The 26,104-nt window shown below is 65.6% G+C and carries 30 protein-coding genes; 9 read left to right on the forward strand and 21 right to left on the reverse strand.

Annotated features, from left to right (window positions below):
• Nucleotides 1–296: 296 nt before the first annotated feature.
• Nucleotides 297–1,304 carry an LLM class flavin-dependent oxidoreductase gene (locus IVA81_RS14675; RefSeq protein ID WP_247319114.1) on the forward strand — a complete coding sequence of 336 codons (1,008 nt, stop codon included), beginning with the start codon at nt 297–299 and terminating at the stop codon, nt 1,302–1,304.
• Between the two features lie 165 nt (nt 1,305–1,469).
• On the opposite strand, the gene IVA81_RS14680 is transcribed toward IVA81_RS14675, so the two are convergent.
• The 6 genes from IVA81_RS14680 to IVA81_RS14705 are packed head-to-tail and all read right to left on the reverse strand — an operon-like array spanning nt 1,470 to nt 6,079.
• On the reverse strand, nt 1,470–2,345 hold the full coding sequence (locus tag IVA81_RS14680) for an amidohydrolase family protein (RefSeq protein WP_247319116.1): 876 nt from the start codon (nt 2,343–2,345) through the stop codon (nt 1,470–1,472).
• A 14-nt stretch (nt 2,346–2,359) separates the two neighbouring features.
• Nucleotides 2,360–2,755, reverse strand: coding sequence for a RidA family protein (locus IVA81_RS14685; protein ID WP_247319118.1), 396 nt, complete (start codon nt 2,753–2,755; stop codon nt 2,360–2,362).
• Between the two features lie 25 nt (nt 2,756–2,780).
• The gene (gene hpaH / locus IVA81_RS14690; RefSeq protein WP_247319120.1) at nt 2,781–3,584 is read right to left on the reverse strand and encodes a 2-oxo-hept-4-ene-1,7-dioate hydratase; all 804 of its coding nucleotides are present in this window, start codon (nt 3,582–3,584) and stop codon (nt 2,781–2,783) included.
• Nucleotides 3,585–3,587: 3 nt separating this feature from the next.
• Nucleotides 3,588–4,448, reverse strand: a complete 861-nt coding sequence (locus IVA81_RS14695; protein WP_247319122.1) for a fumarylacetoacetate hydrolase family protein — start codon at nt 4,446–4,448, stop codon at nt 3,588–3,590.
• 44 nt (nt 4,449–4,492) lie between these two features.
• A complete protein-coding gene (locus tag IVA81_RS14700) occupies nt 4,493–5,110 on the reverse strand; it encodes a flavin reductase family protein (RefSeq protein WP_247319124.1) in 618 nt (205 codons plus the stop codon).
• A gap of 3 nt (nt 5,111–5,113) precedes the next feature.
• The gene (locus IVA81_RS14705) at nt 5,114–6,079 is read right to left on the reverse strand and encodes a tripartite tricarboxylate transporter substrate binding protein (protein WP_247319126.1); all 966 of its coding nucleotides are present in this window, start codon (nt 6,077–6,079) and stop codon (nt 5,114–5,116) included.
• 129 nt (nt 6,080–6,208) lie between these two features.
• On the opposite strand from IVA81_RS14705, the gene IVA81_RS14710 reads away from it, so the two are divergent.
• The 4 genes from IVA81_RS14710 to IVA81_RS14725 all read left to right on the forward strand — a co-directional run bounded on the left by IVA81_RS14710 (nt 6,209) and on the right by IVA81_RS14725 (nt 9,821).
• On the forward strand, nt 6,209–7,000 hold the full coding sequence (locus tag IVA81_RS14710; RefSeq protein WP_247319129.1) for an IclR family transcriptional regulator: 792 nt from the start codon (nt 6,209–6,211) through the stop codon (nt 6,998–7,000).
• 212 nt (nt 7,001–7,212) lie between these two features.
• A complete protein-coding gene (locus tag IVA81_RS14715; protein ID WP_247319133.1) occupies nt 7,213–8,508 on the forward strand; it encodes an O-acetylhomoserine aminocarboxypropyltransferase in 1,296 nt (431 codons plus the stop codon).
• A gap of 3 nt (nt 8,509–8,511) precedes the next feature.
• Entirely contained in the window at nt 8,512–9,294 is a 783-nt protein-coding gene (locus IVA81_RS14720; RefSeq protein WP_247319136.1) for an alpha/beta hydrolase, read from the forward strand.
• A 68-nt stretch (nt 9,295–9,362) separates the two neighbouring features.
• On the forward strand, nt 9,363–9,821 hold the full coding sequence (locus IVA81_RS14725) for a DUF6496 domain-containing protein (protein WP_247319138.1): 459 nt from the start codon (nt 9,363–9,365) through the stop codon (nt 9,819–9,821).
• A gap of 169 nt (nt 9,822–9,990) precedes the next feature.
• Here the strand turns inward: IVA81_RS14725 and IVA81_RS14730 are convergent, their stop codons facing one another.
• From IVA81_RS14730 to phnG, 11 genes are all read right to left on the reverse strand, one after another.
• Nucleotides 9,991–10,944 (reverse strand): aliphatic sulfonate ABC transporter substrate-binding protein, encoded by a 954-nt coding sequence (locus tag IVA81_RS14730; RefSeq protein ID WP_247319139.1) that lies wholly within the window; start codon nt 10,942–10,944, stop codon nt 9,991–9,993.
• 22 nt (nt 10,945–10,966) lie between these two features.
• Nucleotides 10,967–11,188 (reverse strand): hypothetical protein, encoded by a 222-nt coding sequence (locus IVA81_RS14735; RefSeq protein ID WP_247319140.1) that lies wholly within the window; start codon nt 11,186–11,188, stop codon nt 10,967–10,969.
• A 577-nt stretch (nt 11,189–11,765) separates the two neighbouring features.
• Nucleotides 11,766–12,377, reverse strand: coding sequence for a pyridoxamine 5'-phosphate oxidase family protein (locus tag IVA81_RS14740; RefSeq protein WP_247319141.1), 612 nt, complete (start codon nt 12,375–12,377; stop codon nt 11,766–11,768).
• Between the two features lie 22 nt (nt 12,378–12,399).
• Entirely contained in the window at nt 12,400–12,996 is a 597-nt protein-coding gene (phnN, locus tag IVA81_RS14745) for a phosphonate metabolism protein/1,5-bisphosphokinase (PRPP-forming) PhnN (RefSeq protein WP_247319143.1), read from the reverse strand.
• Nucleotides 12,993–14,147 carry an alpha-D-ribose 1-methylphosphonate 5-triphosphate diphosphatase gene (locus IVA81_RS14750; protein ID WP_247319144.1) on the reverse strand — a complete coding sequence of 385 codons (1,155 nt, stop codon included), beginning with the start codon at nt 14,145–14,147 and terminating at the stop codon, nt 12,993–12,995. The genes phnN and IVA81_RS14750 overlap by 4 nt, the downstream gene beginning before the upstream one ends.
• A gap of 11 nt (nt 14,148–14,158) precedes the next feature.
• Nucleotides 14,159–14,857, reverse strand: a complete 699-nt coding sequence (gene phnL, locus IVA81_RS14755) for a phosphonate C-P lyase system protein PhnL (protein WP_247319594.1) — start codon at nt 14,855–14,857, stop codon at nt 14,159–14,161.
• Between the two features lie 8 nt (nt 14,858–14,865).
• Complete coding sequence (gene phnK / locus IVA81_RS14760) at nt 14,866–15,663, reverse strand: phosphonate C-P lyase system protein PhnK (RefSeq protein ID WP_247319145.1); 798 nt, start codon at nt 15,661–15,663, stop codon at nt 14,866–14,868.
• On the reverse strand, nt 15,656–16,546 hold the full coding sequence (locus IVA81_RS14765) for an alpha-D-ribose 1-methylphosphonate 5-phosphate C-P-lyase PhnJ (protein ID WP_247319150.1): 891 nt from the start codon (nt 16,544–16,546) through the stop codon (nt 15,656–15,658). The genes phnK and IVA81_RS14765 overlap by 8 nt, the downstream gene beginning before the upstream one ends.
• Nucleotides 16,543–17,646: a carbon-phosphorus lyase complex subunit PhnI gene (locus IVA81_RS14770; protein WP_247319152.1), complete on the reverse strand. Its 1,104-nt coding sequence runs from the start codon at nt 17,644–17,646 to the stop codon at nt 16,543–16,545. Before IVA81_RS14770 ends, IVA81_RS14765 begins: the two co-directional genes overlap by 4 nt.
• Nucleotides 17,647–17,650: 4 nt before the next feature.
• Nucleotides 17,651–18,259 (reverse strand): phosphonate C-P lyase system protein PhnH, encoded by a 609-nt coding sequence (phnH, locus tag IVA81_RS14775; RefSeq protein WP_247319164.1) that lies wholly within the window; start codon nt 18,257–18,259, stop codon nt 17,651–17,653.
• 4 nt (nt 18,260–18,263) lie between these two features.
• Complete coding sequence (phnG, locus tag IVA81_RS14780) at nt 18,264–18,728, reverse strand: phosphonate C-P lyase system protein PhnG (RefSeq protein WP_247319169.1); 465 nt, start codon at nt 18,726–18,728, stop codon at nt 18,264–18,266.
• A 107-nt stretch (nt 18,729–18,835) separates the two neighbouring features.
• Here phnG and phnF point away from each other — a divergent pair, with 107 nt between their 5' ends.
• Entirely contained in the window at nt 18,836–19,564 is a 729-nt protein-coding gene (gene phnF / locus IVA81_RS14785) for a phosphonate metabolism transcriptional regulator PhnF (protein WP_247319173.1), read from the forward strand.
• Between the two features lie 179 nt (nt 19,565–19,743).
• Here the strand turns inward: phnF and phnE (IVA81_RS14790) are convergent, their stop codons facing one another.
• The 4 genes from phnE (IVA81_RS14790) to phnC all read right to left on the reverse strand — a co-directional run bounded on the left by phnE (IVA81_RS14790) (nt 19,744) and on the right by phnC (nt 23,350).
• Entirely contained in the window at nt 19,744–20,592 is an 849-nt protein-coding gene (gene phnE, locus IVA81_RS14790) for a phosphonate ABC transporter, permease protein PhnE (protein WP_247319177.1), read from the reverse strand.
• The gene (phnE, locus tag IVA81_RS14795) at nt 20,589–21,473 is read right to left on the reverse strand and encodes a phosphonate ABC transporter, permease protein PhnE (RefSeq protein ID WP_247319179.1); all 885 of its coding nucleotides are present in this window, start codon (nt 21,471–21,473) and stop codon (nt 20,589–20,591) included. The genes phnE (IVA81_RS14790) and phnE (IVA81_RS14795) overlap by 4 nt, the downstream gene beginning before the upstream one ends.
• A 72-nt stretch (nt 21,474–21,545) precedes the next feature.
• Nucleotides 21,546–22,481 (reverse strand): phosphonate ABC transporter substrate-binding protein, encoded by a 936-nt coding sequence (gene phnD, locus IVA81_RS14800; protein ID WP_247319182.1) that lies wholly within the window; start codon nt 22,479–22,481, stop codon nt 21,546–21,548.
• A gap of 59 nt (nt 22,482–22,540) precedes the next feature.
• Complete coding sequence (phnC, locus tag IVA81_RS14805; RefSeq protein ID WP_247319185.1) at nt 22,541–23,350, reverse strand: phosphonate ABC transporter ATP-binding protein; 810 nt, start codon at nt 23,348–23,350, stop codon at nt 22,541–22,543.
• A 174-nt stretch (nt 23,351–23,524) separates the two neighbouring features.
• On the opposite strand from phnC, the gene IVA81_RS14810 reads away from it, so the two are divergent.
• From IVA81_RS14810 to IVA81_RS14820, 3 genes are read left to right on the forward strand one after another with little or no spacing between them, the layout of a single operon-like run.
• Entirely contained in the window at nt 23,525–24,196 is a 672-nt protein-coding gene (locus tag IVA81_RS14810) for a chloramphenicol acetyltransferase (RefSeq protein ID WP_247319187.1), read from the forward strand.
• Complete coding sequence (locus IVA81_RS14815) at nt 24,193–25,386, forward strand: alpha-D-ribose 1-methylphosphonate 5-triphosphate diphosphatase (RefSeq protein ID WP_247319191.1); 1,194 nt, start codon at nt 24,193–24,195, stop codon at nt 25,384–25,386. The genes IVA81_RS14810 and IVA81_RS14815 overlap by 4 nt, the downstream gene beginning before the upstream one ends.
• Before the next feature lie 18 nt (nt 25,387–25,404).
• A complete protein-coding gene (locus tag IVA81_RS14820) occupies nt 25,405–26,103 on the forward strand; it encodes a DUF1045 domain-containing protein (RefSeq protein WP_247319193.1) in 699 nt (232 codons plus the stop codon).
• Nucleotide 26,104 lies beyond the last annotated feature (1 nt).

The following is a 26,104-nucleotide window of genomic DNA, read 5'->3' on the forward strand; positions in this document are numbered from 1 at the left end:
GACGCAGCACGTAGTGGTGCGTCGCTGAGCCGGGGGCCCACATGGCGGTATGGGTCCCGGCCCTGCGGCGCAGCGTTTCACGCCGCACCGCGTCCGGGACACGGGACTGCCGTGCAATGGCTGCGCAAGCTACAACAACAGGCGCAAAACGCCCAGTTGCGACGAAGGGCGCCATAGGCCGCAATAACAGTGTTGTGAACGATAGCGCCGCAGGTCAAACCGTGGCGGCAACGGCTTCGTCCCGACACTACATGTGACGCTACAGACACGCGTCATCCTCCCCTTCAGGTCCCCCCATGATCCCCTTCTCCGTGCTCGACCTCGCGCCCATCTGCCAAGGCGGCGACGCCGCGCAGGCGTTTCGCAACTCGCTCGATCTGGCGCAGCATGCGGAGACCTGGGGCTACAAGCGGTTCTGGCTGGCCGAGCATCACAACATGACGGGGATCGCCAGCGCGGCGACATCGGTGGTGATCGGGCACATCGCGGGCGGGACCAGGACGATCCGCGTCGGCTCGGGCGGGATCATGCTGCCGAACCATTCGCCGCTGGTCATCGCCGAGCAGTTCGGCACGCTGGAATCGCTCTATCCCGGGCGGATCGATCTCGGGCTCGGGCGGGCGCCGGGCACCGATCAGTTCACCGCACGGGCGCTGCGGCGCGATCTCGCGACCAGTTCCGAGAATTTTCCGCATGACGTGCTGGAGTTGCAGGCGCTGCTCGGCGATATCAAACCGAACCAGGCGATCCGCGCCGTGCCCGGCATGGGGACGAAGGTGCCGCTGTGGATCCTGGGATCCAGCACCTTTGGCGCGCAGCTTGCCGCGATGCTCGGGCTGCCGTTCGCGTTCGCCTCGCATTTCGCGCCGCAGATGATGATGCCGGCGCTGCGCGAATATCGCGCGCGCTTCGAGCCATCAGCGCAGCTCGACAAGCCCTATGCGATGATCGGCGTCAACGTGTTCGCCGCCGATAGCGAGGCGGAGGCGCAGCGCATGTTCTCCTCGCTGCAGCAGCAATTCATCAATCTGCGCCGCGGCACGCCAGGCCCGCTGCCGCCGCCGGTGGACGACATGGACGCGCTATGGTCGCCGGCGGAGAAGGCCATGGTCGACCAGTCGCTGTCCTGCTCCGCGGTCGGCTCGCCCGAAATGGTGGAAGAGAAATTGAAGGCACTGATCGCCGAGACCGGCGCGGACGAGCTGATGACCACGGGGCAGATCTACGACCATTCCGCGCGGCTGCGCTCATTCGAGATCGCGGCCGAGGTGCGGGACAGGGTGGGGAAGCAGGCGGTGGTGTGAGCGTTCGCACCGACGGCGGTGCGCCCCCTCCCCCGCTTGCGCGGGAGGGCTGGGGAGAGGGTGCCTCCGCAATGGGGCAATCCCCTAGAGGAAAGAGCCCTCACCCCCGCCCTCTCCCGCAAGCGGGAGAGGGAGCGCACTGCGCGCGTGGCGTGCGCCCAGACTCTAATCCGCAAACCCGAACAGCTTGGCCGGATTGTGCACCAAAATCTTTTCCAGCTCCGCCTGGTCCGGCGCGTAGCGATACATCAGCTCCAACAGGTCGGCATCGTTGGGCGGCTGCTTGACCGAGACCGGATGCGGCCAGTCGCTGGCCCAGACGCAGCGGTCGGGGGCTGCCTCGATATAGGCACGCGCGATCGGGATGACGTCGTCGTAGGGCGCGCCGGCCTTCGAGGTCTTCTCGCCGAGCGACAGCATCACCCAGAAATTACCCTTGGCGAGCAGCTCGAGCATCTTGCGCAGATTCGGATCGGCCTTGCCGGCTTCGGGATCGGGACGCGCCATGTGGTCGATCAGCACGGGCACGTCGAGATTTTCGTACTTGGCGACGCTCGACATGATGCCGTCCTTCTCGGGCTGGATCTTGACGTACCAGCCGAGCTCGCGGATGCGGGCGATGGCGCGGGCGAAATCGGCATCGGACAGCACGGCACCGAGCTCCTGGCGGAAGCTGAAGCGCGCGCCGCGCACGCCGGCATCGTGCAGCGTGGCGAGATAAGAATCGCTTGCCTCCGCGAACACCAGCGCGTTGGCGCAACCGCGATAGTTCGGGCCCATCGCGGCGAGGCCGTCGAGCACGACGGCGTGGTCGGCGCCATAGGTCGTGGTCTGCACGATGATGCCGCGCTCGATGCCGAGCGCCTTGTGCATGCGCAGCGCCGCTTCCCAGGTCGCACTCGGCATGCGATAGGCAGCACCGGGACGCTCCGGATATTTGTCGATCGGACCCAGCACGTGAAACTGGCTGTCGACGGTCTTCGGCGGCGGCGCCTTGCTTGGGCGGCGCGGATTGGGATCGAACGGCAGATAGGTCGGCATGCGCTGGAACTCCTTCAGTCGATCACGGCGGTGAAGTCGCACTGCACCAGCGCGCCGCCGTCCATGTTGTCCATCGGCAGCGCGTGGCGCGCCGGGCGCGAATGCTCGTCCGGAAACATTTTGAGCCACTCGACATTGACGGGCCCGCGGTCGTTGCGGTCCTTCAGCCACACCGTCATCTTGATGATGTCGTCGGTGCTGCCGCCGGCGGCCTCCACCGTCGCCTTCATATGCGCGAACATGTTGGCGCATTGGGCGTCGAGACTCTCCGGCATGGCGTTGGTCGTGGGATCGCGGCCGAGGATGACGCCCGACATCACGAGATTGCCGATGCGGCAGGCGTTCGGAATCGGATTGACGTGCTTGAAGCCGCCGATATGGATGCTCTTGCGGCGCGTGTGACCACTCATGATGCGCTCCCTGTTTGTTATTGGTTCAGACGAACTGGCACGACACCGAGCCGAACGCGCCGTAGTCGGCATGAAAAGTGTCGCCGCGGCGGATGTCGACCGGGCGCGTGAACGATCCCGCCAGCACGACCTCGCCGGCCTTGAGATGCTCGTCATGCGGCGCGAGGCGGTTGGCGAGCCAGGCGATGCCGTTGGCGGGGTGATTGAGCACGCCGGCTGCAAGGCCGGTTTCCTCGACTTCGCCGTTGCGAAACAAGAGCGCACCGATCCAGCGCAGATCCGCATCCAAGGGGCGGAACGGCCGGCCGCCGAGCACCAGCGCGGCATTCGCCGCGTTGTCCGAGATGGTGTCCATGACCTTGCGGGTCTTGCCGGTTTCCGGATCGATGCGATGCATCCGCGTCTCCAGGATCTCGAGCGCCGGCGTCACGTAATCGGTGGCGTTGAGCACGTCGAAGATGGTGCAATCAGGACCGCGCAGCGGTGCCTTCAGCACGAAGGCGAGCTCGACCTCGATGCGCGGCGCGTGGAAGCGGTCGAATGGAATCGGCGTCGCGTCGGCATAGAACATGTCGGCGAACAGCACGCCGTAATCGGGCTCGGAGATGCCGACCGCGTTCTGCATCGCCTTCGAGGTCAAGCCGATCTTGTGGCCCTTGATGATGCGGCCGCGACCGAGCTGAAGCTTTGTCCAGGCGCGCTGGACCGCATAGGCATCCTCGATGCTGAAATCCGGATACTCTTTCGTGAACATCGGGATCAGCGATTTGGTGCGCTCGGCCTCATCCAGCCGCGCGGCAAGACGTTCGATCGTGGCGGCATCCAGCATGATCTAGCTCTCCGCGGCCACGGTGTTGCGCAGCACGCCGATGCGGCTCGATTCGACCTCGACGACGTCGCCGACTTTCAGCCAGCGCGGCGGATTGAAGCGTGCGCCCGCGCCGGTTGGCGTGCCCGTCACGATCATGTCGCCGGGCTTCAGCGTGGCAAAGGTGGAGAGATAGGAGATGATGAAATCGAACGGGAACATCAGCCGCTCGGTCGTGTCCTGCTGCCGTACCTCGCCGTTGACTCGCGTGGTGATGTCATGAGGTCCGCGCGGGTCGAGCTCGTCGGCCGTGACGATCCACGGGCCGATGCTGCCGGAGCGGTCGAAGTTCTTGCCTTGGGTGACGTTGAACTTGCCGTGAGGCAGCCAGTCGCGGATCGTGCCCTCGTTGCACAGCGTCATGCCAAAGATGTGCGACCAGGCCTTCTCTCGCGGGATGTGACGGCCGCCCTGCCCGATCACGATGACGAGCTCGCCCTCGTAGTCGAGCTGTTCCGAAACCTTCGGCTTCTCCAGCGGCTGGCCGGAACCGGTCATGGACGACATGCTGCGCACGAACAGGCTCGGATATTTGGGCAGGTCTGAATCGTCTTTGTATTCGGCGTTGCGCTCGGCATAGTTGACGCCGATGCACCAGAGCTTTTCCGGCGCCAGCACCGGCGGAAGCAGGACGAGTTCGTCCAGCGCGTAGTCGGGCTTGGCGCCGGCCGTCGCCTCCTGCGCATCGGCGAGCGCGTTGGCCGCGATCAGGGCGCGCACGTCGGAGAAGTCGCGGCCGATCCGCCTGGTCAGATCGATCACACCGCCTTCGACGGCCGCGCCGTAGCGCGGCTCTCCATCCACGAGATAGCTTACGAGGCGCATGGTGTTCTCCAATGGTGTTCGGGCAGCGCGGCGGGCGGCGGCGCTCAGTCTTTCGATTTCGGGGTCTGGAACACGGTCTTGAGCGTCACGATCTCGCCGAGCCGGGCGTAACGGGGACCGCCGATGCGGGCGATCGGGTCGAGCGCGGCGGTCTCGACCTTGCCGTCATTCACGAGGCCGTCGCGGATGTGGAACATCACGACCTCGCCGACGATGAGCCGGCTCCTGGCCTCGCCGAATTCGAGGCACTGCCGGAAGCGGCATTCCATCGCGACCGGCGCTGCCGCCAGCCGGCGCACCTTGATGAGCTCGCAGGGCAGCGTTTCGAGCCCGAGATGTTCGACCTCGCTGATTTCAGGCGGATGCTCGACCGATGAATCGTGCACCGCCGACATCAGCGGCGTATCGGCGATGTGGATCACATATTCCTCGGTATCGAGGATGTTGTGCGCGGTGTCCTTGTAATCGGGGCCCTTGCGGCCGACGCTGATGGCGAGCATCGGCGGCTTCTGCGAGACGAAGGTGAAGGCGCTGAACGGGGCGAGGTTGAGCACGCCGCTGCGCGACAGGCTGGTCACCCAGGCGATCGGACGCGGCACCACGATGCCGGTCATCAGGCGGTAGATGCGCTCGGCGCCGAGCTCGGTGGGATCGATCCGCATGGCTCAATTCGCCGTGATGTTGGCCTTGCGCACGACCGGAATCCACTTGGCGTCCTCGCGCTCGAGATAGGCCTTGAATTCGTCCGGCGTCATCGGCGTGGCTTCGCCGCCGAGTTTTTCGAATTTGTCGACCACGCTGGGGTCCTTCAGGATCGCGACGAGCGTCTCGTGCAGCTTCTCCACGATCGGCGCCGGCGTGCCCGCGGGCGCGAACAGGCCGGTGAAGGTCTGGCCGTCGAAATCCTTGTAGCCGAGTTCAGCGAAGGTCGGCACGTCGGGGAGCGACTTCAGGCGGTGCGGGCTGGTGACCGCCAGCGCACGGAACAGGCCGGCCTTGATGTGCTGGAGGCTGACGGTGAGCTGGTCGAACGCGAACTGCACCTGGCCGCCGAGCAGATCGTTGATCGCAGGCGCATTGCCGCGGTAATGCGCGGTGACCCATTGCACCTCGAGGCTGGATTGCATCAGCTCGCTGAGCAGATGGTTGGTGGTGCCGGGACCGGGCGAGGCCATGGTCAGCTTGCCGGGCTCGCGCTTGGCGAGATCGATAAACTCCTTGAGCGTCGTCGCCTGCACCGACGGATGGACCTCGAGTACCAGCGGCGTCATCGAGATCGTCGAGATCGGCAGGAAGTCCTTCTTCCAGTTGTAGGCGTCGCGCTTGTTGATCTCGGTCGCGAACAGCACCGGGCCGTTGGCGCCGACGAACAGCGTGTAGCCGTCGGGCGCCGATTTCGCGAAGGCCTCGCCCGCGATCATGCCGCCGGCGCCGGCCTTGTTCTCGATGATGAAGGGCTGGCCGAGCTTTTCCTGCAGCTTGTCGGCGACGATGCGCGCGGCGCTGTCGACATTGCCGCCGGCGGGATAAGGCACGATCAGCTTGACGTTGCGTGCCGGCCATTGCTGGCCCAACGCGGGCCCCGCCAGCATCGCGGCTGCGGCAGCTATGGCAATCCAGATTAATCTCATGTTAACCTCCCGGCGGCGCTTCCAATTTCGTCGAATGGCCTGACGTCGCGCTGAGGCAACTCGATCGGAGCGCAATCTCCAAAGGCGCGCTTTACCTGTCGAGTGAATTGTGGCGTTCTTGTCCATATTATGGACAGAACCAGAGTAGCCCGCAACGCGATGGCACCGCGGCAAGGCGCGCAGGCGATCCGGCGCGCGCTCGCGGTGCTGCGCATTCTCGCCGCAGGCCGCGAGGCCGGTGTGCCATTGGCCGACGTCGTGCGCGCGACCGGCCTCGCCCGTCCGACCGTGCATCGCATCGTCCACGTGCTGATCGAGGAAGGCATCGTCGAGTGGAACGAGCGGAGCGGCCGCTACGCGATCGGCAACCAGGTGCCGGAGCTGGCGCTGGCCCGGCCGCGACCGTCGCGGCTGCTGATTGCCGCCAATCCGTCGCTGCAACGTGCCTCCACCGAGATCGGCGACACGCTGTTCCTGACGGTGCGCACCGGCAACGACACACTCTGCGTCGATCGCAGGATCGGCGTCTATCCGATCCAGGTACTGTCGATCGAGATCGGCGCGCGCCGGCCGCTCGGCGTCTCCAGTGCAGGCGTCGCCATCCTTGCCGCGATGCCGGCGCAGGACGCGCGAAAGATCGTCGCAGCCAACGAAAAGAGGTTCGAGACCTACCAGACCGACGTCGCCGCCGTGATGAGCCATGTCACCACGGCGCGGCGACGAGGCTACAACATGAGAGAGATCGGCCTCGTGCAGGGCACGAAATCGATCTCGACCTGGATCAAGACCCCGGACGGACAGCCGGCTGCGGCGATCACCGTCTCCGCCGTTCGGACGAGGCTCGGGCCAAGGCGCGAGCAGGAGGTTGTGGAGATATTGCTGCGGGAGGCGCGGATTATCGAGCAGGCGATCGGGGGATAGCCCTGCGGATAGAAGTTGGGTGCACTCATGCTTCCACGGCGTCATGGCCGGGCTTGTCCCGGCCATCCACGCCTTGCCATGCGGTATGAAGAACGTGGATGCCCGGGACAAGCCCGGGCATGACGGCCTCCTGCGGAGAGTCAATGGGCTGACGCCGCGTGCGATTTTATGGCACAACGCCCCCATCGCCGACAGACCCAACGAGGCCACGCATGCCCGCGCCAAAACCGCCTGCCTTCGAGACCCTGAGCCTGCATGCCGGCCAGCATCCGGACCCCGCGACCGGGGCCCGCGCGGTGCCGATCTACCAGACCACGTCCTACGTGTTCCAGGACTCCGATCACGCGGCTGCGCTGTTCAATCTCGAACGCGCCGGCCACATCTATACGCGCATCTCCAATCCGACCACCGGCGTGCTGGAGGAGCGGCTCGCGGCGCTGGAGGGCGGCGTCGGCGCTATCTGCACCGCGAGCGGCATGGCCGCGCTGCATCTGGCGATCGCGACGCTTTTAAATGCCGGCGATCACATCGTGGCGTCGAGCTCGCTCTATGGCGGCACCATCAACCTCCTGGCGCACACGCTGCCGCGTTTTGGCATCACCACGACCTTCGTCAAGCCGCGCGATCTCCACGCGTTCCGCAGCGCCATCAAGCCGAACACGAAGCTCGTAATCGGCGAGACCATCGGCAATCCGGGGCTGGAGGTGCTGGACATTCCGAAGGTCGCGGCCATCGCGCATGACGCAAAGATTCCGCTGCTGATCGACAACACCTTTGCCACGCCCTATCTCAGCCGCCCGATCGAGCTTGGTGCCGACATCGTCATGCACTCGGCGACCAAATGGATCGGCGGCCATGGCATCGCGATCGGCGGCGCCATCGTCGACGGCGGCCGCTTCGACTGGCGGGCGTCCTCCAAGTTCGCCGTGCTGACCGAGCCCTATGGCGGCTATCACGGCATCGTCTTCGACGAGCAGTTCGGCACGGCCGCCTTCATCATGCGCGCGCGCACCGAAGGCCTGCGCGATTTCGGCGCCTGCCTGTCGCCGACCAACGCCTTCCAGCTGCTGCAGGGCGTCGAGACGCTCGGCGTGCGCATGGACCGCCACATGCAGAACACGCACCTCGTGCTGGAAGCATTGAAGTCCAACAAGGCCGTCGACTGGGTGCTGCATCCCTCGCTGGAGACGCACACGGACTATCAGCTCGCAAAGCAGCTCCTGCCGCGCGGCGCCGGCTCGATCATCTCCTTCGGCATCAAGGGTGGGCGTCCCGCCGGGCGCAAGTTCATCGAATCCCTGCGCGTGATCAGCCATCTCGCCAATGTCGGCGACGCCAAGACGCTGGTGATCCACCCGGCCTCGACGACCCATCAGCAGATGGATGCCGAGCAGCTCAAGGCGGCCGGCATCGGCGAGGAGCTGGTGCGGCTGTCGGTCGGCATCGAGACCGCGAGCGACATCATCGACGATCTCGCCCAAGCGCTGCGCATCTCGCAAAAGGTTTAAGCCATGAAGCTCTCCGTCAACGGCACCGAGGTGTTTGTCGCGACCGGCGGCCGCGACTTCGACAAATCCCTGCCCGCAGTCGCCTTCATCCATGGCGCCGGCTTCGACCATTCGACCTGGGCGCTGCATACGCGCTGGTTCGCCCATCACGGCTTTGCCGTGCTGGCACCTGATCTCCCCGGTCACGGCCGCTCGGCCGGACCTTCGCTCGGCAGCATCGCCGAGATGGCCGACTGGACCGCGGCACTGCTTGATGCGGCGGGAGCTGCGAAGGCGCATCTGATCGGCCATTCCATGGGATCGCTGATCTCACTGGAGACGGCGGCGCGGCATCCCGACAAGGTGTCCGCGCTGAGCCTGATCGGCACTGCCGCGACCATGACTGTCGGCCCGGATTTGCTGAAGGCAGCCGAGGCCAACTCGCAGGACGCAAACGACATGGTGTCGATCTGGGGCCTTGGCTTCAACGCGGAGCTCGGCGGCAGTCTCGCGCCGGGCCTGTGGATGCATGGTGGCGCGCAGGCGGTGCTGAAGGCTTGCGAGCCCGGCGTGCTGTTCAGGGATTTGTCGGCCTGCAATGCCTACGCGAACGCGCTTGCCGCCGCCGCGAGCGTCAAGGTGCCGACAACGCTGATCCTCGGCGAGCGGGACATGATGACGCCGGCGAAGGCCGGGAAGGCGCTCGCGGCGGCGATCCCGCATGCGAAGACCGTCGTGGTGCCGGGCGCCGGGCACATGATCATGGCCGAGCACCCTGATGAACTGCTGGCGGCCCTACGGAACTGAAAAGGATCAATCCTCCGCGTCATGCGTTGCGGTCAGATATCCCTATGTCTTCAGAGGGAACTCGACCCATGCCGAGAGAAGAGATCATTCGCAAAGCGAAGCAGGACAAGCGCGCCGGCAAATCGGCAAGCACGCAGGCCGGCGAATTCGTCAAGGATGAGATCGACAGAATCCGCAAAGGCAAGCACGGCGCACGCTCGACGAAGCAGGCCATCGCCATCGGCCTCTCCGAAGCGCGGCGCGCCGGCGTTGATCTGCCGCCGCCGCGCAAGGGGCGAACCAAGAAGGCGACGCGCCGCAGCGCCAAATACGCCTACGAGGTCGGTCAGGGCAAGCGCACGCCGAAGCGCCGGCCGAAAGTGTCACGCGCCGTCGAAGGCGTGTTGAAGAAGGAGCCGCGCTCGACCGCATCGCGCAGCGCGCTGTCGAAGCAGGGCAAGCGTGCCGCGAGCCGGCGAACCGCCGCGTCGCGTTCAGCCGCCGCGGCAAAGAAGGCAGCGCGCACCAGGACGCGCCGCAGGGGGTGACGAGGCTTTATTCCCTGCGGCCATCCTTCGAGACGCCCGCTTTAGCGGGCTCCTCAGGATGAGGGCGGAGTTCGCGGCAGCAACTTGACTGGCACCGATGCCGCTTGGCCTTATCCTGAGGAGGGCGCCCTTCGCGCGCGTCTCGAAGGACGAGGCGTGCGCGGACCGATCAGGAGCCCGGCGTCCACTTCCACACGATGTCGGAAACGCTGACCGGCTTCGGGATCAGGCCGAGCTTTGCGAAGCGATCGGCGACCGCCTGCTGGGTCTTGATCACCTCGGCGTCGAGCGGCACCACACTATAGGTGGAGCGGTTGACGAAACGCCTGACGGCCTCGATGTCCACGCCGGTAGCCTCGGACTGCGCTTTCGCGACTTCCTCGTGATGCGCATCCGCCCACTTGCCTTCGGACGCGAAGGCCGTGTTGAGCTTTGCGACCAGTGACGGGTACTTCTCGACGAAATCGGTGTTGGCGATGTAGTAGGCGTTCGGCTTGTGAACATCCTTGTCGAACACCAGGACTCGGGCATTCTCCTTCAATTCGGCGAGCGCGAGATAGGGATCCCAGATCGACCAGGCGTCGACCGAGCCCTTCACGAAGGCCGCTGTCGCATCCGCCGGCGCGAGCGGCGCCGGCGTGATGTCCGACCAGGACAGGCCGGCCTTTTCGAGCGAGGTAACGAGGAGGTTATGCGCGCTCGATCCCTTGCCGAAAGCCACGCGCTTGCCATTGAGATCAGCCAGCGTCTTGATTGGCGAGTCCTTGGGCACGATGATCGCCTGGTTGTCGCCTTCGGACTTCACGGCCGCGACATAGCGGATCCTGGCGCCTCCGGCCTGCGCGAAGATCGGCGGCGTGTCGCCGACGAAGCCGAAATCGACGCTGCCGACATTGATGGCTTCCAGCAGCGGCGGGCCGAACTGGAAGTCGATCCACTTGACGTCGATGCCCAGTGGCTTGAAGGCGCTTTCGAGCGTCTGGCGCTGGCGTACCGCCGGGAAGAACCCGCCCTTCTGCGTGCCGATGCGGATTTCGGTGGGCTTGTCCTCGGCGCGTGCCGGCACGGCGATTACGGTGGCGACGAGCAGCGCTGCGGTGAGGATATGTCGTCGTGCATACATGTTGCGGTCCTTTGCGTCCGGTTCAGTTGGCGAAGAGTGAGGCGGTCGCGCGGCGGCTCCGATCGGCGAACACGGCGCGGGCAGCACGCTCGGCCTCGCGCGCCGTGCGGAACTGGCGGCCTTCGAGACTGTCGAACAGCCGCTCGGAGGAGAAGAAGCGGAAACCGCGCGCATCTCGCATGACGATGCCGGCGGCGCGATCGTGGATCTCGATGATGTAGGCGTTCGACTGGGCTTGGGACATGGCTGCTCGTTCGCCGATGGCTCGGCGTTCCTGTTAGGGAGTTCTTGGTGCTGGGAGTTGCTAGGAGGCGGTCAGCAACAACAACAGGCGCCCGTCGCCGCCGAGAAACAGCGCCGCGTCATGCACGCATGCATGTCATCGGGATTGCGCTGGTGATCGGTTCTCATATCGCGGCTTCGGGCTCGAGGAGCAGTCTCAACGCTCCGAATATCGAGCGGTTGGCTCGATTGGTCAATGAAATGGCTATCCATATTTGTCGTGAGCGCGCTGGGGCGCTTCTCTCGCAGCAAACGCCGACAGCCAGATTCATCTCGCGCGGCGCTCCCGTTCCCTTCTCCCCTTGTGGGAGAAGGTGGCGCGAAGCGCCGGATGAGGGGTATCTGTCCGCGTGCAACACTTTTCGTGAGGGAGATACCCCTCACCCGTCTCGCCGCTTCGCGACGAGCCACCCTCTCCCACAAGGGGAGAGGGAAAGAAGTGCGTGTAACTGGAGAGAGTTCGTGGGCACGGCGCAAGTGCGCCTTTGCCCACCCTACGATTCTTTTCGTGAGGAGAGAGACCCCTCACTCAAGAAAGGTCACCACATGGTCGCGGCAGCGCGCTCCGGCCACGCGCGATCATATTCCGCGCCACCGACCTTGTTCTCGCTCATCTCGGCGAGGATCTGGCCGGGCGTCGGCAGCGTCTTCGGGTCGACCCGCTTGTCGGGATTCCAGAGGTCGGAGCGCACGATGGCGCGGGCGCACTGGAAGTAGATCTCGTCGACCTTCATTACCATGACGCTACGCGGCGCCTTGCCCTCGACCTTGAACGAGGCCAGCAACTCGGGATCGACCGAGAGATGCGCGCGGCCGTTGACGCGGGTCGCGTTGCCGGAGCCGGGGATCAGGAACATCAGCGACACCCGGGGATCGCGCACGATGTTGCGCAAGGAATCGACGCGGTTGTTGCCGCGGCGATCCGGCAGCATCAGCGTTTTGGGATCGTGGATGCGGACGAAGCCGGGCAGATCGCCCCGCGGCGAGCAATCGATGCCCTCCGGTCCGATGGTGGCGAGGGCCGCGAACGGCGCCTTCTCGATGTAGATGCGGTAGAGCGGCGTGACATGGTCGGCGACTTTCACGGTAGAGGCGTCATTGGTGACGCCGTAGATGGCCTCCAGCTGTTCGACCGTTTCGATCACCGACATTCCGTTCTCCTGGTTGTGCTGGCTATTCCTGCCAGCCCTGGTTCCTGATCACGCGCAGGAGCTGGCGGCTATGATAATCCGCGCTGCCGGCGTTGAGGATGGTGACATCGGCATGCGCCGAGGCCTCATCGACGCTGCGGGTGAGGCGTTCGGCGATGTTGCCGTCGCTGTGCCGCGCGCGCGCGGCAAGCCGCGCGGCCAACACGTCCGGTGGCGCCGTAATCGCGACCACCACGACGTTGGCATAGGTCTGGCGAAGTGCGGAGATCACCGTGCGCGAGACGTTGACGACGACCGTGCGTCCGGCACGGATATCGTCGTTGATCTCGGCCGACAAGGCGTAGGAATGCCCGTGCGCCTGCCAATGCACGGCGAAATCGCCGTGCTCGCGCGCACGGCGGAATTCGTCGGATGTCACCGCGATGTTGTCCTCGTCGGCGGAGGATTCGCGCGTCACGACACGGCGCGGAAAGACGACGCTGTCGTCATCGACGCTCGCCGCTCGCGCCAGCCGCAGCAGCGTGTCCTTGCCGGCGCCGCTGGGGCCGACCACGAGCACGAGCCGCCCGGGTCCGATCCTGCCTGTCTCGTCCTGCGCCATGGTCGCGGTCTCGCTCATGCGACGCGGCTTCCTTCGCGCCAGACGCTGCGGACGACCGGAACGCTGCCGGCGACGTGCACGCGAATGAGATCGGCGCGCTTGCCGATCGCGACCTCGCCGCGGTCGGTGAGGCCAACCGCCTCGGCCGGCGTCTTCGTCACCGTGCGGATCGCGGCGGGAAGGCTGATCGCGGGTACGTGCTCGGGCAGCTGCAGCGCGCCCATCAAGAGGCTCGAGGGGATGTAGTCCGACGACAGGATGTCGAGCAGGCCTTCGCGGGCGAGATCGACCGCGGCGATGTTGCCGGAATGCGAACCGCCGCGCACGACGTTGGGCGCGCCCATCAGGATATCGATGCCGGCCTCGTGCAAACCGCGCGCGACCTCCAGCGTGGTCGGGAACTCCGCCACGGCCACGCCGTCGCGCACGGCGTCCGCGACGTTCTCGTCGGTGGTGTCGTCATGGCTTGCGAGCGGTATCTTGTAGGCCTGCGCCAGCGCCACGATCTCGCGCATGTTGGTGGCGGCATAGGCCTTCTGGTACTCGAAGCGCTTTGCGAACAGCTCGTCGAGCTCGGCATCGGTCTTGCCGCCGCCCTTGCCGCGGTAATAGTCGCGCAGCTTGACCTCGTCGCGGAACTGGCGCTGGCCGGGGGTGTGATCCATCAGCGACATCAGCTTGACGTCGGGACGGTCGATCAGCTCCTTGGCCTCCTCGACCACGCTCGGCATCGGGATTTCGCAGCGCAGATGCAGGAAGTGGTCGGCGCGCAGCAGGCTGGCCTCGCGCGCGGTCGTGATCGCGGCGGCGAGCACGCCGGCGCGGCCGTCGACCTCCTCGGCGCCGTCCTCGCGCCAGACCCGAAGGGAATCGAACACCGTGGTGATGCCTGAGGTCGCGAGCTGGCCGTCATAGGAGACGACGGCCGCGACCGGATTCCAGAACACTTTTGGACGCGGCACGTAATGGGCTTCGAGATGGTCGGTGTGGAGCTCGATCAGGCCCGGCATGATCAGGTCGCCGCCGGCATTCTCCGCACCCGCAGGCGCCCTGCCCTCGCCGATCTCGGCAATGCGGCCGTTGGCAAGCGCAAGCCAGCCCTGCTCGATCACCCGGTCGGCCAGCACGATCCTGGCATTGGCGATCACGATGTCCTTCGGGGCGTTCATTTCCATTTCCTTCAGGCCGCGGCGGCAAAGCTGGTGACGTCGACGATACGGTCGGCAATCAGATGACGGATTTCGTCGTCGTGGACAATGGCGACCATGGCGACGCCCTGACGCTTCTTCTCGGCGACAAGCGCGACCACCACAGTGCGGTTGGCGGCATCGAGCGAAGCGGTCGGCTCGTCCAAGAGCAGGATCGGCAGATCCGAGATGAAGCCGCGCGCGATGTTGACGCGCTGCTGCTCGCCGCCCGAGAAAGTCGCGGGCGGAAGCTGCCAGAGCCGTTCGGGGATGTTGAGCCGGTGCAGCAACTCGCCGGCGCGGGCCCGTGCATCGGCGCGGGCCATGCCGCCAGCGATCAGCGGCTCGGCCACGACGTCGATGGTGGCCACCCGCGGCACCGCACGCAGGAACTGGCTGACATAGCCGATGGTTGAGCGGCGGACGTTGAGCACCTGGCGCGGCTCGGCGGCGGCAAGATCGATCAGCGCGCCGCGGTGGCGGATGCCGATGCGACCGGAGTCACAGCGGTAGTTGCCGAAGATCATCTTCAAGATCGACGATTTTCCGGCGCCTGATGGCCCCGACAGCACGACGCACTCGCCGGGATTGACCTGGAAGGTCACGCCGCTGACGACAGGCAATTCGATGCCGCCCTGCAGATGCATCGTGAAGGTCTTCTTGGCGTCGGCGATATCGATCATGGCGGTCATTGCGATGCTCATGGAGGCAGAATCGAGGAGACGAGGAGTTGCGTATAGGGCTCGCGCGGATCGTCGAGAACCTGGTCGGTGAGGCCGGTCTCGATGACGCGGCCGCCCTTCATCACCATCACGCGGTGCGACAACAGCCGCGCGACCGCGAGGTCGTGGGTGACGATGATGACGGCGAGATGCAGCTCTGCGACGAGGCTGCGCAGCAGATCGAGCAGGCGGGCCTGCACCGACACGTCGAGGCCGCCGGTCGGCTCGTCCATGAACACCAGCCGCGGCTCGGTGACGAGGTTGCGGGCGATCTGGAGGCGCTGGCGCATGCCGCCGGAATAGGTGCGCGGCGCATCATCGATGCGTGCGACATCGATCTCGACGCGCGTAAGCCAGTCCGACGCGGTGTCGCGGATGCGGCCATAGTGATTCCACCCCACCGCCATCAGCCGTTCGCCGACATTGGCGCCGGCCGACACCGCCATGCGCAGGCCCTGGGCGGGATCCTGATGCACGAAGCCCCAATCGGTGCGGAACAGGAAGCGCCGCTCGGCTTCGCCGAGCGTGGCGAGATCGCGAGCGACGCCGTCGCGCATCCGATAGGACACATGGCCGCCGCTGGCCGCAAGCTGGCCCGACAGGAGCTGAAGCAGCGTCGACTTGCCCGAGCCGGACTCGCCGACGATCGCCAGCACCTCGCCGGGATAGAGCGCGAACGACACGTCGCGGCAGGCGGCGATGCGGCCGAAGGATTTGCTGAGAGATGTCGCGACCAGCAGCGGCTCGTCGTTCTCGCGCATGTCTGGATCAGCCATGTGAGCCCGCCTTCTCCTTGTATGGCGCGGCGCTGAGGCTGCCGTGATGGCCGGCGGCCTGGCGGCTCTCGCAATAATCGGTGTCTGAGCAGACGAACATGCGGCTGCCCTTGTCGTCGGTGACGATCTCGTCGAGATAGGAATTCTCCGCAGCGCACAGCGCGCAGGGTGCGTTGAAACGATACGGCTCGAACGGGTGATCCTCGAAATCGAGCGACACCACTTTCGTGTAAGGCGGGATCGCATAGATGCGCTTCTCGCGGCCGGCACCGAACAATTGCAGCGCCGGGCAATCGTCCATCTTGGGATTGTCGAATTTCGGCGTCGGCGACGGATCCATCACGTAGCGCGCGTTCACCTTCACCGGATAGGCGTAGGCGGTGGCGATGTGGCCGAAGCGGGCGATGTCCTCATAGAGCTTCACATGCATCAGGCCGTATTCGGCGAGCGCGTGCATGCGCCGCGTCTCGGTCTCGCGCGGCTCGAGGAAACGCAGCGGCTCCGGGATCGGCACCTGATAGACCAGCACCTGGTTTGCGTGCAGCGCCGTCTCCGGGATGCGGTGACGCGTCTGGATCACGGTCGCATCGTCAGTCGCCGTGGTCGTGGCGACGCCCGCGGTCTTGGCAAAGAACTTGCGGATCGAGATCGCGTTGGTGGTGTCGTCGGACCCCTGGTCGATCACCTTCAGCACATCGGCGGGACCGAGGATCGCGGCGGTGACCTGGACGCCGCCGGTGCCCCAGCCATAGGGCATCGGCATTTCGCGGCTGGCGAACGGCACCTGATAGCCGGGGATCGCGATCGCCTTGAGGATCGCGCGGCGGATCATCCGCTTGGTCTGCTCGTCGAGATAGGCAAAGTTGTAGGCGGGCGCGTTCATTCCGCGGCCTCCTTCATGGCATCGGGCGCTTGGGCATCCGCGAACTCCCGACGCAGCTTGCGCAAAAGGCCGAGCTCGGACTGGAAGTCGACATAATGCGGCAGCTTCAGATGCTCGACGAAGCCGGTCGCCTGGACGTTGTCCGAATGCGACATCACGAACTCCTCGTCCTGCGCCGGCGCCCGCACCTCCTCGCCAAGCTCGCGGGCGCGAAGTGCGCGATCGACCAGCGCCATCGACATGGTCTTGCGCTCGCTCTGGCCGAAGGCGAGGCCATAGCCGCGGGTGAAGCACGGCGCTTCCGTCGCAGAGCCCTTGAACTGGTTGACCATCTGGCACTCGGTCAATTCGATCGAGCCCAGCGGCACGGCGAAGCCGACGTCTTCTGCTGCGAATTCGACCTCGACCTCGCCGAAGCGGATCTCGCCGGCAAAGGGATGGTTGCGGCCATAGCCGCGCTGGGTGGAGTAGCCCATCGCCAGCAAAAACCCTTCGTCACCGCGCGCGAGGTTTTGCAAACGCAAATCGCGGTCGGCCGGAAAATTCAGCGGCTCGCGGGTGAGATCGCCGACGCTGGCGCCGTCTTCGGCCTGCGGCGAGGATTCGATCAAGCCGTCGCGCCCGAGAATGTCGGTCACGCGCGGCGTTGGCGCCGTGGACGCTTCGGCCATTGCCGGCGCCTCCGGCACAAAGCCTTCCGCGAGCGAGGGATCGAGCAGGCGGTGGGTATAGTCGAAGGTCGGCCCGAGGATCTGGCCGCCCGGAATGTCCTTGAAGGTCGAGGACACCCGCCGCTGCACCCGCATCGCGCCGGTGTCGACCGGCTCGCTCGCGCCGAAACGCGGCATCGTGGCACGGAAGGCGCGAACCAGGAAGATCGCCTCGATCAGATCGCCGCGCGCCTGCTTGATCGCGAGCGAGGCGAGCTCGCGATCGTAGAGCGAGCCTTCGCTCATGACGCGGTCCACGGCCAGCCCAAGCTGCTCCGAGATCTGGTCGAGCGTGACCTCCGGAACGTTTTGGTCGCCGCGCCGGGCATTGGCCAGCAGGCGATGGGCGTTCTCGATGGCGCGTTCGCCGCCTTTGACTGCGACATACATGCTTCTAGCTTCCCTTGCTCACGACGCGTGTGGTGCGGGGGATCGCCACCACGGCGTCATCGGCGACCAGCACCACATCGATGCCCCGCGGAAACAGCGCCTCGTTGACGCGCAGGCGCTCGAACAGATCGAACGGCTTGATCGACGCCTGGAGCGTCGCGGCGCCGTCGATCCCGGGACCGCGTAGCTCGAACGTGCGTCCCGAGCGCAGACTATCGACCTGGAGGATCAATGTGGTCGAACGGTCCGGATATTCGCTCGTGCCGAGCGCGAAGCGTTCGAGCGGCGGAAGCGCTCCGCCATCGCTGATCAGCGCGAAGCTCGCGATGGAGGAATCCTGCACCACCGGCGCGCCGGTGTGGAACTTCAGCCATTTCACCAGGTCCGGGCTCTCCGCCATCCGCGAATCGAGCCAGAGCGGCGTGTCGTGATCGAACAGCGTCAGCGCGATCGCGGCGGTGCCGCGCATCATCCTGTCGGGCGGCCCCGCTCCCGGCACGATGCGCTGGACCGACCCGGGCCGCGCCATCGCGTCCATCACCGAGCGAAAGGTCGATTGCGCCGACAGCACCTTGTCGGCGAAACCCGGCGGCAGTTCCGCAATCGTGGTCATGATCTCACCCCTCACCGCGCACCATGGTGTAGAAATCAACCTTCGTCGCAGCGGTCTCGGCCGCTGCCTGCGTGCGCCTCGCCATAAGCTGCTCACGCAACGGGGCGATAACATCCCGTTCGACCGCTCCGCCGAAATCGCGGGACTGCACCAGCGCATCGCACAGGGCGATCAGCCGCGCCTTCTCACCGTCGCGTCCGAGCGTGTAGCCGAAGCCGACCTCGCCGCTCGCAAGCCGGACCGCCGCGCGCGACGCCGTGGCTTCGCCGAGATTGAAGGGCGCGCCGTCGCCGCCGGCCCGGCCGCGCAGCATGACGAGACCGTTTTCGGGCGCCCGTAGATCCTGATGGGCCGGCAGGGTCAAGTCGCGGAGGCGGGCGGCGATCTCGCCCGCCTCCGCGTGCGCCAGCACGGCCATCGCGGCCTTGCGCTGGGCTTGCTGGTCGTTGTGTTGCGTCACCGGATCCACCGAACTTGCCGATTCTAAGTTGTCTATGATATTAGACAACTTCATAAGTGAACGCCATGACTGTTTCGTGACAAAGCCGTGATTTCTGGGCTAGGCTGATCGGCGATATGAGCATCCAAGACACTGCATCGTCGGGCGTCGCGCTATGGCGCCTCGTTGCCGACGGCATCGAGCGAGGCATCGCCGACGGCCGCTTTGCGGCCGGCGATAAATTGCCGGGCGAGATGGAGATCGCCGAAACCTATCGCGTCAACCGCCACACCGTGCGGCGCGCGCTGGCAGCCCTTGCCGAACGCGGCCTGGTGCGGGCCGAACGCGGCAGTGGAACCTATGTCGAAGCGCAGAAGCTCGCCTATCCCTTGCGCTCGCGCACCCGCTTTTCCGAGATCGTCGGCGCCGAAGGGCGCGAACCGCATGGCCGGCTGATCGAGGCAACGGAGGACGTCGCGACGCGCGAGCTGGCGCGCGAACTCGGCTTGAAGACCGGCGCGCCGCTGGTGCGGATCGAGGCGATCCGCCTCGCCGATCGCACGCCGATCTGCGTCTCCACCACCTGGCTGTCGGCCGTGCTGTTTCTAGACGCGGGGGCCGTGTTCGCAGCGACGCGCTCGATGACGAAACTGCTCGAACATTATGGCGTGCGCGACTATCGCCGCGGCGCGACTCGAATCACCGCCGGCATCGTCGACGCAACCGACGCGGCCCGGCTCGATCTCGCGCTGGGACGCCCGATCCTGGTAGTCGACGCCACCGACCACGATCTCGAGGGCAAGCCGCTGCTGACCAAGCACTCGCGGTTTGCCGCGGAGCGGGTGGAATTCTTGGTGGAGTCGTAGACTTCTTCCCTCTCCCCTTGTGGGAGAGGGTGGCTCGCCGCGTAGCGGCGAGACGGGTGAGGGGTATGTCTCCGCAATGGCGATCTGAGTTTGGGGAGACATACCCCTCATCCGGCGCTTCGCGCCACCTTCTCCCACAAGGGGAGAAGGGAAATAGAGTTCGTGGCAAGCGCCGTTACTTAGGCCACAGCGCGCCTGCCGATGATCGCAAACCGCAGCTTGCCCGAGATGAAGTCGATCGCGGCGACCGCGACCAGGATCATCAGGATCAGGAACGACACCTTCTGCCATTCCAGCACGCGGATCTGCTCGGCGAGCTGGAGCCCGATGCCGCCGGCGCCGACGATGCCGATGATGGTGGCCGAGCGGGTGTTGGATTCGATGAAATAGAGCACCTGGCCGGCGATCACGGGCAGGACCTGCGGCAACAGGCCGAAGCGGATCTCGTGCAGTGGGCTGCCGCCGGAGGCGCGGATGCCTTCGACCTGCTTCTGGTCGGCGCCCTCGATCGCCTCCGAGAACAGTTTTCCAAAGGCGCCGAAATCCGACACCGCGATGGCGAGCACGCCGGCGAACGGGCCGAGCCCGACGACGTTGATCCACACCAGCGCCCAGATCAGCGTGTCGACGCCGCGGATCGAATCCAGGACGCGGCGAACCGGAAAGCGAAGGAGCTTCGACGGCACCACGTTGCGCGCGGCGAGCAGGCTGACCGGAAGTGCGAACACCGCGGCCAGCGTCGTGCCGAGCAGCGCGATCGAGAGTGTCTCGCCGAGCGCCTTCAGGTAGATCGGCAGCGAGGAGCCGGGATCGGGCGGGATCATCATCAGTGAGATCCAGCCGAGCTGGCTGAGACCAGCGATGAATCGCGACGGCGAAAAATCGAGATCGACGAGGCCGTAAGTGAGGATCGCGAACGCCGCGACGATCATCGCCGGCATGGCGAGGCGCGCCGAGGCGGGCCGGTCGAACACATCCGGGTAGCGCGCGCGAAGCTCTCGCGTATCGACCTCGTGCGGCCTCGTCACGTGCGCGCCTCCCCGCCGAACAGGCGGCCGCGCAGCCAGCCGGTGGTGATGTCGATGATGAAGACGGTGACGATGATGGTGAGCAGGATCGCGCTGACGTCCGAGTAATAGAACTTGCGGATGGCGACGACGAGTTCCTGGCCGATGCCACCGGCGCCGACGAAGCCCATCACGGAGGCTTCGCGGACGTTGATCTCGAAACGCAGCAACGCGTAGCTGGCATAGCCCGCGGTCACCTGCGGCACCACGGCAAACCGCATGCAGGACAGCCAGCTCGCCCCGGTCGAGCGGATGCCCTCGACCGGCTTCATGTCGGCGTTCTCGACAATCTCCGAGAACAGCTTGCCGAGCGCACCGGTGGAGTGGATCGCAATCGCGAGCACGCCCGCCATGGGTCCCAGACCGAAGGCGATCACGAAGATCAGCGCGAAGACGATGCCCGGAACGGTGCGGGCGAATTCGAGCAGGCGCCGCACCGTGAAACGCAGCCAGGGTGCGGGCGAGGTGTTTTCAGCCGCGAAGAAGTTGAGGCAAAATGCCAAGGTGGCGCCGATCAGCGTGCCGACATAGCTGATGAGCAGGGTCTCGCCCAGCATCCTCAGCCATTTGCGCCAGCCCCACAGCCACTCGGCGACATCGGTCCAAACGCGTTGGCCGTTGTCGAGTGTGAGGATGCGGTCGAAATAGCTGATGAAATTGCCGAAATAGGTGAAGAGCGTGCGCAAATTCACTTCGGCGCCGATCGCGGCGAGCATCAGAGCCGCGGCGAAGATCACGAGCCCCAGCAGCAGGCGGAGCCGCCTGCGCCCGATCGCCTGGCGATAAGCGGCGTTGAGCACGGCAAGCTGCTGTTCGGGAAGGATCGAAACCGCTGTTGTCATCGGCCTGAGATTAAGTCCCGTCAAAGAAAGAGCCGGGTCGATGGACCCGGCTCCAGTGGCATCGTCCCGAACTTAGGACGCCTTCTTTTTACGCAGCGCGTCGACGAACTTGATCAGCTCGATCGTGCCGTCCCAATCCTTGGTGGTGGCGGGATGAAAGCCCTTCTTCTGGCCGTCCTGGAGACGATCGAAGGCCGCCTTGTCCTTGGCCGGCGCATCGAAGAACGCCTTGGTGATGGCGGCCTTGGCGTCGTCCGGCAGGTCGGAGTTGTAGGCATAGGGACCGTTGATGATCGGTGCCGACTTGTGGATGATGCGGAAGTCGTCCTTCTTCATCGCCGAGCCGTCGGCATTCTTCAGCATGCCCTTGGTCAGCATCTGAGCCAGCGTCGAATCGTCGTCGGTGGTCCACTGGTTGGCCGCGACGTCGACCGTGCCCTGCGCCAGCGCCAGCATCGCGTTCTCGTGGCTGCCGGTGAAGACGACTTTGCTGAAATAGGTGTCGGCATCGTGGATGCCCATCTTGTCGAGCTCGAAGCGGGGCACGTTGTTACCCGAGGTCGAATTCGGGTCAACCAAGCCGAGGTTCTTGCCCTTGAGCTGATCGATGGTCTTGTAGGCGCTGCTCGCCTTGACGAAGAACACCGAGTAGTAGCCGGTCGAGCCGTCGGCATTGATGTCGTTGGCGAAGGCGTCGGTCTTGACGCCGGTCAGGCGGGCGCGGGCAAAAGAGGCCGAACCGTAGCTGGCGATATGGATGTTGCCGGCGCGCTGGCCTTCGATCACGGCGGCATAGTCGTTGGCGATGCGCAGCGTGACCTTCACGCCCAGCTCCTTGGAGAGATAGCTCATGAACGGCGCCCAACGCTCGGTGACGCCGGAGGCATTCTCGGCCGGGACGACCGCGAAGGTCAGTTCGGGATATTTGGTTTTCCAGTCGTCCGCGGAGGCGGAAGCCGTGAGCGCGAGCACGGCGGCGCCGGCAAGGACTAATCTGCGAGTGATCATGATACCCTCTTCATCGGTTTGGGTCGGTTGACGCAAAGACTTGCAACTAAACGGATGGCTCAGGCGGCTGCGGCCGTTCCGAGCGCGGGGACACCCGCGGGCGCCGGAACAGGCATGGCGCCCATGACATCGGCGGCTTCGAGATCGTAGAGCTCGCGCGCGACGTGGTCGGTCAGCGCGGACGGTGCCCCGTCAAACACCACGCGACCCTGCGCCATGCCGATCAGGCGATCGCAATAGCTGCGCGCCAGATCGAGCGAATGCAGGTTGCAGAGCACGGTGATGCCGAAATGCTTGTTGATGCGCAGCAGCGCATCCATCACGATCTTGGTGTTGCGCGGATCGAGCGAGGCGATCGGCTCGTCGGCGAGGATGATGTCGGGCTGCTGCACCAGGGCGCGCGCGATCGCGACGCGCTGCTGCTGGCCGCCGGAGAGCTGGTCGGCGCGCTGGGCGGCGAGCGATGCGATGTCGAACTGTTCGAGTGCGGACATCGCCAGCGCCTTGTCCTGCTCCGGCCAGATCTGCGACAGCGAGCGCCAGGCCGGCATCGTTGCGAGGCGCCCCATCAGGACGTTGGTGAGGACATCGAGCCGGCCGACCAGGTTGAACTGCTGGAAGATCATCGCCGACCGTGCCCGCCACTGCCGAAGCTCCTTGCCACGCAGTGCGGTGACATCGACGCCGTCGAACAGGATGCGTCCGTCAGTCGGCGTCACCAGGCGGTTGATGCTCCGCAGCAGCGTCGACTTACCGGCGCCGGACCGTCCGATCACCCCGACGAAGCCGCCGGGGGACACTTGAAACGAGGCGTCGTCCACCGCGGCTTTTGCGCCGAAGCGACACGTCAGACCTTCCACCACCAGCATGCAGGGCTCCAGATTAGCTGGAGCCCACCGCTAACGCCGACGCTTAACACTTGTGTGACATGGGCGTTGCAGTGCGGCGATCCTACACAGCTCATCCCCTGTCATCGCGGCGTCATGATGTCGTCATCAAGCCGCTCGAAGAGGAACGTCCGCCCTCTAAACTCCGGATGCAACATGGCCGCCAAAGCTCTTTCGGTCCAGCCGACCATCGATCCCTCGGCCAGGCTGCATGAGACCAGGCTCGGCGCTTATACCGAGGTCGGCGCGCGCACGATCCTGCATGACGTGGCGATGGGCGATTACTCCTATGTCGTGAACGACGCCCAGATCACCTACACCACCATCGGAAAGTTCTGCTCGATCGCGGCGATGACGCGGATCAATCCCGGCAATCATCCAATGCACCGCGCGACCCAGGCGCATTTCACCTATCGCTCCAGCGCCTATTTCGAAGGCGAGAGCGACGACGCCGAATTCTTCGACTGGCGGCGCCAGCATCACGTCCATATCGGCCATGACGTCTGGATCGGACACGGCGCGATCGTGCTGCCGGGCCGCCACATCGGCACCGGCGCGGTGATCGCGGCCGGCGCCATCGTCACCAAGGACGTCCCGGCCTACACCATCGTCGCCGGCAATCCGGCCCGCATCGTGCGGCGGCGATTCTCCGAGGAGATTGCCAGAAGGCTTGCGCGGCTGGCCTGGTGGGACTGGGATCACGACAAATTGCGTGAAGCGCTGCCCGATTTCCGCAAGCTTGGGATTGAAGATTTCCTCTCGACATACGAAGCACGGGCGAGCTCTCTCACCAATTCTCCTGCCAACAAACGAAGCGCGGTCGCGTGACAGACATCTTCCTTGAAGGCGGCCGGGCCCTGATCGGCGCCGAACTCGTCGAAACGTCATTGGCAGTGGCCGGACAGGACATCGCCGCCATGGACGCCTCTCGCGGCCGAACGCGGCTGGCGATCGATGCGCGCAACCTGCTGGTGCTGCCCGGCATCGTCGATCTTCATGGCGATGCCTTCGAGCGGCAGATGATGCCGCGCGCCGGCGTCGACTTTCCGATCGACGTCGCGCTCGCCGACAGCGACCGCCAGGCGATCAGCAACGGTATCACCACGGTGTTTCACGCCACGACCTGTTCGTGGGAGCCGGGCCTGCGCAGCAGCGACAACGCGCGCGGGCTGATGGAGGCAATCGAGCGGCAGCGTCCGCAGTTTGCCGCCGACACCCGCTTCCATCTGCGGCACGAGACCTACAATCTCGACGCCGAGGCCGAGATCAGCCAATGGCTCACTGAGGGCCGCGTCGACCTGTTCGCCTTCAACGATCATATGGACGGCACGGTTGCCGACATGGCCAAGCCGCGCAAGCGCAACCGCATGGTCGAGCGTACCGGGCTGTCCAGCGAGGAATTCGACCGGCTGGTCGAGCGCGTGGTCTCGCGCGCCGACGAGGTGCCGGCTTCGGTGGCGCGACTGGCCGCAGCGGCCCGTGCGGCCGAAGTGCGGATGCTCTCGCATGACGATGCGACGCCGGCGATGCGCCGGGAATTTCGCGTGCTCGGCGCTGAGATCGCGGAGTTTCCGGTCAACGAGGAGACTGCGCGGGCGGCGGCAAGCCACGGCGATGCCATCGTCTACGGCGCGCCGAACGTCGTGCGCGGCGGCAGCCACACCGGCTGGACCAAGGCCTCCGACATGATCGCCAAGGGGCTCTGCTCGGTACTGGCGTCGGACTATTATTATCCCGCTCAGCTGCTCGCCGCGTTCCGCCTCGCCGCCGATGGCGTGCTGCCGCTGACCGAAGCCTGGAATCTGGTCTCCGCCGGCCCTGCGCGCGCAACCGGCCTTGCCGATCGCGGCGTGCTCGCGGAAGGCCGCCGCGCCGACATTCTGCTGGTCGACGACAGCATGAAGCTGAGGCCGCGGCTGATCGCGGTGATATCAGGCGGCAAGCTCGTCCATCTCACCGATGCGACACGATTGCTCGCGGCGGCATCGACGCCGCGCGAGGCTGTCGTCGCGGCGTAAACCGGCTATGCTCGGGCAATGACAGGTTTTCCTCGCTACGCGATCTATTTTGCCGCAGGCAGCGACAGTGCCCTCTCCCGCTTCGGCGCGGAGCTGCTCGGCTACGATGCCTACACCGGCAACGAACTGGCCTTTCCCGCCGACTCATTGCGCGTCGCGCCTGATTGGCGCGACGTCAGCGCCGATCCCCGCAAATACGGCTTTCATGCCACGCTGAAGGCACCGATGACGCTGGCGCCCGGCCGGACCGAGGCCGAGCTCGCGGCAGCTTGCGCGGCATTCGCCGGGAAGGCGCGGCATATACCGGCGATCCGTCCGGTCGTCGATTCCATCAGCGGCTTCATTGCGGTGATTCCGGCCGAGCCGGTCGATGCGCTCCAACAGCTCGCCGCCGAATGCGTTCGTGAATTCGACTCCTTCCGCGCCGCCTTGACCGCGGAAGATCGCGCACGAAGAAAACCGGAGAAGCTCAGCGAGCGGCAGCGCGATTATCTCGACCGCTGGGGCTACCCTTACGTGATGGAAGAATTCCGCTTTCACATGACGCTGACGGGCCGGCTGGACACGGAGCGGCGCGGACCGATCCTGGAGATGCTGCGGACCCGGTTTGCGTCGCTTCGTCTCGACACGCTGACGATCGACCGCCTCGCCCTGTTCAGGCAGGACGACGCCAAGGCGCGCTTTCGCATCGTCGGCGAGTGGGCGCTGGCGCGGTAGG

It is taken from the genome of Bradyrhizobium sp. 141, from assembly GCF_023074055.1.
In the GTDB taxonomy this organism is placed as follows: Bacteria; Pseudomonadota; Alphaproteobacteria; order Rhizobiales; family Xanthobacteraceae; genus Bradyrhizobium.